The organism is Mesorhizobium sp. M7A.F.Ca.CA.001.08.2.1 (assembly GCF_003998455.1).
GTDB classification, from domain to species: Bacteria; Pseudomonadota; Alphaproteobacteria; order Rhizobiales; family Rhizobiaceae; genus Mesorhizobium; species Mesorhizobium ciceri.
Genome location: NZ_RZPW01000395.1, coordinates 1 through 5,750, shown reverse-complemented (window position 1 = coordinate 5,750; position 5,750 = coordinate 1). Strand labels below are relative to the sequence as shown.

4 protein-coding genes and 1 pseudogene are annotated in these 5,750 nt (G+C 60.5%); all 5 read left to right on the top strand.

Annotated features, from left to right (window positions below; genetic code table 11):
* Window positions 1–427, top strand: a pseudogene (locus EN914_RS21730) (PdxA family protein); the annotation flags it as partial.
* A gap of 41 nt (window positions 428–468) precedes the next feature.
* On the top strand, window positions 469–1,959 hold the full coding sequence (gene aldA / locus EN914_RS21725) for an aldehyde dehydrogenase (RefSeq protein WP_024505181.1): 1,491 nt from the start codon (window positions 469–471) through the stop codon (window positions 1,957–1,959).
* A gap of 76 nt (window positions 1,960–2,035) precedes the next feature.
* Complete coding sequence (locus EN914_RS21720) at window positions 2,036–3,178, top strand: substrate-binding domain-containing protein (RefSeq protein ID WP_164756404.1); 1,143 nt, start codon at window positions 2,036–2,038, stop codon at window positions 3,176–3,178.
* Window positions 3,179–3,243: 65 nt separating this feature from the next.
* A complete protein-coding gene (locus tag EN914_RS21715; RefSeq protein ID WP_024505179.1) occupies window positions 3,244–4,827 on the top strand; it encodes a sugar ABC transporter ATP-binding protein in 1,584 nt (527 codons plus the stop codon).
* A partial coding sequence (locus EN914_RS21710; RefSeq protein WP_164778840.1) for an ABC transporter permease occupies window positions 4,824–5,750 on the top strand: 927 nt, incomplete at its 3' end. The genes EN914_RS21715 and EN914_RS21710, both read left to right, overlap by 4 nt.

The window sequence follows — 5,750 nt, the reverse complement described above, 5'->3', positions numbered from 1 at the left end:
CCCGAATTGCGATTGCCGCGCTTAACCCGCACGCCGGCGAAGGCGGCATTTCGGCCGGGAGGATATCGACATCACGACCCCAGTCGTCGCCTCCTACAACTCCGCCGATTTTGCCGTGTTTGGGCCTGTTCCCGGCGATACGGTTTTCGTCAAGTTGCGCGCCCGCCAGTATGACGCGGTGGTCGCGATGTATCACGATCAGGGCCATATCCCGGTGAAACTGCTCGGCTTCAATGTCGATCCCGAGACCGGTGAGTGGAAAGCGCTCTCCGGTGTCAATGTCACGCTCGGCCTTCCGATCATCCGCACCTCCGTCGACCACGGTACGGCCTTCGACATCGCCGGCAAGGGCATCGCCAACGAGGACAGCTTGGTCGAAGCGATCGAGTTCGCGGTCCAGATGGCCGCGGCGAAATCCAACCCTTAGGCGTCGGCACGCCTGCAACGCACGCAGAACCGGATTGAACCATGTCAGCAGAAGAAAAGACATCGTATCTCATGTTGATCGACGGGAAGTTCGTCGTCGGCGAAGCTGGCACGCGCTCGGTTATCAACCCGGCCAACGGCAAGGCCTTTGTCGACGTGCCCGAGGCAAGCCCGGATCAGGCTCGCCAGGCGATAGACGCCGCCCGCAAGGCGCAGAAGGCTTGGGGGCTCAAATCGCCTCTTGCCCGTGCGGCGATCATGAAGCGGATCGCGGTCTTGATCCGGCAGAACGCCCGGCATCTGGCCGAGGTGGTGGTCAGGGAACAAGGCAAACCGATCAACGAAGCAATAGGTGAAGTCGGCGGCGCAGCCGAGTTCTTCGACTACTACGCCGAATTTGCCCGTCGCATTCAAGGTGAGATCCTGCCGTCCGACTACGCGGGAGAGCAGGTCTGGATACAGCGTGTGCCGGTAGGCGTTGTCGCCGCCATCATTCCGTGGAATTACCCGAGCGCCCTGGTCAGCCGAAAGGTGGCGCCCGCCATGATCGCCGGCGACACCATCGTCCTCAAACCGCATGAAGACACGCCGCTTTCGGCGCTCGAAATGGCTCGCATCTTTGTCGAAGCGGGCGTGCCGGCCGGCGTCGTGAACATCATAACGGGACGGGGTGAAACCATAGGCGAAGTGCTCTGCAGCGAACCCGGCGTCGACCTCATCACCATGACAGGAAGCGTCCCGACCGGTAAGCGCATCATGGCGAATGCTTCGCGTAATCTGACGCCTGTTTCGCTGGAGCTTGGCGGCAAGGCGCCATTCATCGTCCTGGCTGATGCCGATCTCGAGCTGGCGGTTCGTTCGGCAGCCACGTCGCGCTACATGAACTGCGGACAGGTCTGCATATGCAACGAACGCACGCTCGTTCACCGTTCGATTTACGATCAGTTCGTCACACGCTTTGTGGAATTCTCCAAGTCGCTCGTCGTCGGTGATCCGATGCAGGCAAATACCGATATCGGCCCGAAAGTCAGCCGTGAAGAGTTGGAAAAGGTCGAGGCGGTGCTTGCGGAAGCCGTGGCGGGCGGCGCGAGGCTTGCTCTCGCCGGTGGGCGCCCGACCAAGGCGCCCATCGATGGCGGCTACTGGCTCAATCCGACCGTACTGACAGATGTGACGCCTGACATGCCGATCATGACGCGCGAAATCTTCGGCCCGGTCGTGCCGATCATGCCCTTCGACACTTTCGAGGAGGCTGTCAGCATCACCAATGCCAGCAACTATGGCCTGTCGGCCTATCTTTTCACCAATGATCTGGGCCGCGTCATGAACGCCGTCAACGAGGTTTCGTTCGGCGAGATCTACGTGAACCGGATCGGACCGGAAATGCTGCAGGGTTTCCATGTCGGCTTCCGCGAAAGCGGACTGGGCGGCGACGACGGCGTGCATGGGCTCGAGAGCTACATGCGCAAGAAGACGGTCTACGTGAACTATTCGGGTGCCGCCACGGCGGCATTGATGCCTTACGGGCGCTGAACAGCGCCCAACCAGTACGACCAGCCAGGTCGCCACCCGGCCGCTACGGCCGTTTCATATGATCGGGAGGAATGAAATGTACTATCGTGGATTTATGGCGGCCGCCTTGGCCTTGGCGCTATCGGGACTGGCCGCATCGTCGGCTCTCGCCGATGACACCATCCCACCGGAAGCAAAAGCTCTGCTCGAGCCGCTGCCCCTGTCGCCGAGGGGCCAACCCGTCCCAGGCTTCCCGGATGGTCCGCCGGCGGTGTCGCCGGACGTGCTGAAATTCTCCGATGAGGATCTTGCCAAGCTCAAGGCGGGCAAGTTTACCGCTGGACTGGTGATGCACACAATGGATGCGGGCTGGCCTCAGTTGCAGGTTGCCGGAATCAGCAACACACTCAAGGATCTTGGTATCGAAATTGTTGGAACCACCGACGCCAAGTTCCAGCCCGGTCAGCAAATCAGCGATCTGGAGCAGATGATCGCCCGTAAGCCCGACGTGATCTTCTCGATCCCGATCGATCCGAAGTCTGAGTCCGAAGCCTACAAGAAGGCGACGGCCGCCGGCATCAAGCTGGTTTTCATGGACAACGTCCCGGTCGATATGGCGCCCGGCAAGGATTATGTGACCGTTGTCGCCTCCGACAATGAAAAGAACGCCTACTTCGCCGCGCAGGAACTTGTCGGGGCGATTGGCGGCAAGGGCGAGGTCGGCATCATCACGCTGGTTTATGACTATTACTACTCCGTCGCAGCCCGAAAGGTCGGTGCCTTGAAGGCGTTCGGCGAACATCCCGACATCAAGGTCGCGGATGTCGGCACCTTCACAGCCCCCGAGAAGGCTTACGAGGTTGCCACCGCAATGTTGACGGCGCATCCCGACATGAAGGGCATCTTCGTTGCCTGGGACACGCCCGCCCAGCAAGTCATGGCCGCGGCGAAGACACTCGGCCGCGATATCGTCGTCACCACGAATGACATTGCCGCTGACAGCGCGCTGAACGTTGCACGCGGCGAATTTCTGGCCGTAGGCGCGCAGCGTCCCTACGACCAGGGCGTCGCCGAGGCCAAGGCGGCCGCGCTTGCATTGCTTGGACATGACGTCCCGCCATACATTTCGGTGCCGACGTTGCGTGTCAAGAAGCTCGACCTTCTCAGTGCCCTCAAGCAGGTCACCAAGGAAGATGCTCCGGCCTCGGTGGTAAAAATCTGCAACGGCGAGTGCTTCTAGCCCACTTTTTCGTCGGCGGGCTCCAACAGGCCGCCGACGCTCCCCTAGCGATCGAGAAAATCGTCATGGCCGAAGCGAAAACGTCACCGTCCCACAACGCGATCGTAGCGATGCAACGCATCAGCAAGTCGTTTGGCGCAAACCGCGTGCTGTCTGATATTTCGTTCGAGGTCATGGCCGGTGAAACGCACGCGCTGCTCGGCGAGAACGGTGCGGGCAAATCGACGCTCATGAAGATTCTCATGGGAGCCTATCGAACGGATGAAGGCCGCATTCTGTTCGCCGGAGAGGACGTCACGGCCTTGTCGCTTCGCGACAGGATCGACCGCGGTATTGCAATGATCTTCCAGGAACTGAGCGTCTTGCCGAACCGCTCGGTTGCCGAAAATCTGTTCATCCTTCGCGAGCCACTCGCCTTCGGCATGCGCGTCGACACCAGAACAATGGTTCGCGATGCCCAGGCTCTGATCGAGCGGTACGCCTTCTCGCTTGATGCTTCCGCGCGTGTGGGCGATCTGGCCTTCGCCCAACGCCAGATGGTCGAGATCCTCAAGGCGATCTCGCGGGGCGCCAAGCTGCTCGTCATGGACGAGCCGACTTCATCACTGACCATCCACGAGGAAGAAACGCTTTTTCGGACCATCGGTCAGCTCAAGCAGGGCGGAATCGGTATCGTTTACATCAGCCACCGCATGGCCGATGTGCTGCGGCTTTCGGATCGCATCTCGATCATCAAAGATGGCCGACTGGTTGGCCCACTTGATCCGAGCAAGACATCCATCGAGGATATCGCTGCGATGATGTCGCGGCCGAGGGGCGACGCGCCTTTGCCGACCGCCACAGTGTCCGCGAAACGCCACCCGGCAACGTCGATCGGGGCGCCGGCTCTTGAGGTCCGCGATCTAGCCACGTCGCGCAAGCTGTCCGACATATCGTTCTCGATCGATCCAGGCGAGATCGTCGGCCTTGCCGGGCTTGTCGGCAGCGGCCGCTCGACCTTGGGCAAGGCTTTGTTCGGCATCCTTCCAGACGTATCCGGCCACATCAGTGTCGCAGGCGAACCCGTTCGGCCGGGCAGCGTAAGCAGAGCGATCGCTGCTGGTGTCGCGCTTGTTCCCGAAGACCGTCGGCTCGAAGGGCTTGTTGGCGGGCGCTCAATCGAGGAGAATCTTGCGCTTCCCCGGCTTTCCGATTTCTCGCTCGCGGGTCCCCTTGGGCCGATGGCGAAGGCGCGGATAGCGGCTCTGTTCAGACAATACCGCGACGACCTCAACATCCTGTGCCGCGGCCCCTTACAGAAAGCCCAGGAGCTTTCAGGCGGCAATCAGCAAAAGATCGTCTTCGCAAAATGGCTGGCAATGAAGCCGAAGCTGTTGATCCTCGATGAGCCAACTTCCGGCGTGGACGTCAATGCCAAGCGCGATATGCGCGAGCTTGTGCGCCGCACGGCGGGCGATGGCGTCGCCGTGCTGCTCATTTCTTCGGAACTCGAAGAACTCCTGGATTTGTCCGATCGCATTCTGGTGATGGCGCAGGGGCGGATAACGCGCAGCATGGGCAGCGCGCACGACGAGACCGGGCTTCGCGCGTTGCTGCAGGCCGAGGCCGCCAGACAAACCAGCGTACACGCTCAGGGAGTTGCAGCATGAAATCGTCCTCGATGCCGATGCGCGCTAGTGCGATGAATTTTTTCCGCGATCACATCACCTATGTGATCTTCCTGGCGATCACCCTCTATTTCGTCTTGTTCGCCCCCCACTTCGCGTCAGTCTCAACCGCAAGCGCCGTTCTGCGTATCACAGCCATCGTTTCCGTGATGGCGATCGGCATGACGTTCGTCATCATCTGCGGTGAAATCGACCTGTCGGTCGGTTCGGTTGCCAGCTTTTCAGGTATGATCGGAGCGTTGCTGCTCGATCAAAGTGTCCCGGCCTATGTCGCCGCCCTTCTGGTGTTGGGCGCCGGGGCCTCGATCGGCGCGGTGTCGGGCGTGCTTGTTACAAAACTGCGCATTCCATCGTTTCTCGTAACGCTTGGGATGTTGTCCATCTTTTCCGGACTGGCACTGACCATCACCGGCACCCGGCCCGTGTCGATCGTCGATGATGATTTTTCGAACCTGTTCTGGAACGGCAGTTTTCTGGGCATGCAGGCACCGATCTGGTGGACGATCGTCCTTACGGCCGTCGGCTACTACCTGCTGCATCAAATGCCCTACGGCAGGCGTGTTTATGCGACCGGTGGAAATGCTGTTGCCGCGCGCTTTTCCGGTGTGCGAACGGACGGCGTCAAAATCTTCGCCTTTGCGATATCCGGCATGACCGCGTCCCTTGCGGGCCTGATGCTCGCGGCCCGCTCCACGGCTGGCAATCCCAGCCTGGGAGCGGGTCTTGAACTGGACGTGATCGCGGCCGTGATCATAGGCGGGACAAGTCTCTTTGGCGGTTATGGATCAATCGTCGGTTCCGTCGTCGGCGCAATCTTCATAGGCATTCTCGGATTTGGTCTTCTCGTGCTCGGTCTATCGACCAGCATCCAGGAGGTCATCAAGGGAGCCATCATCATCATTGCG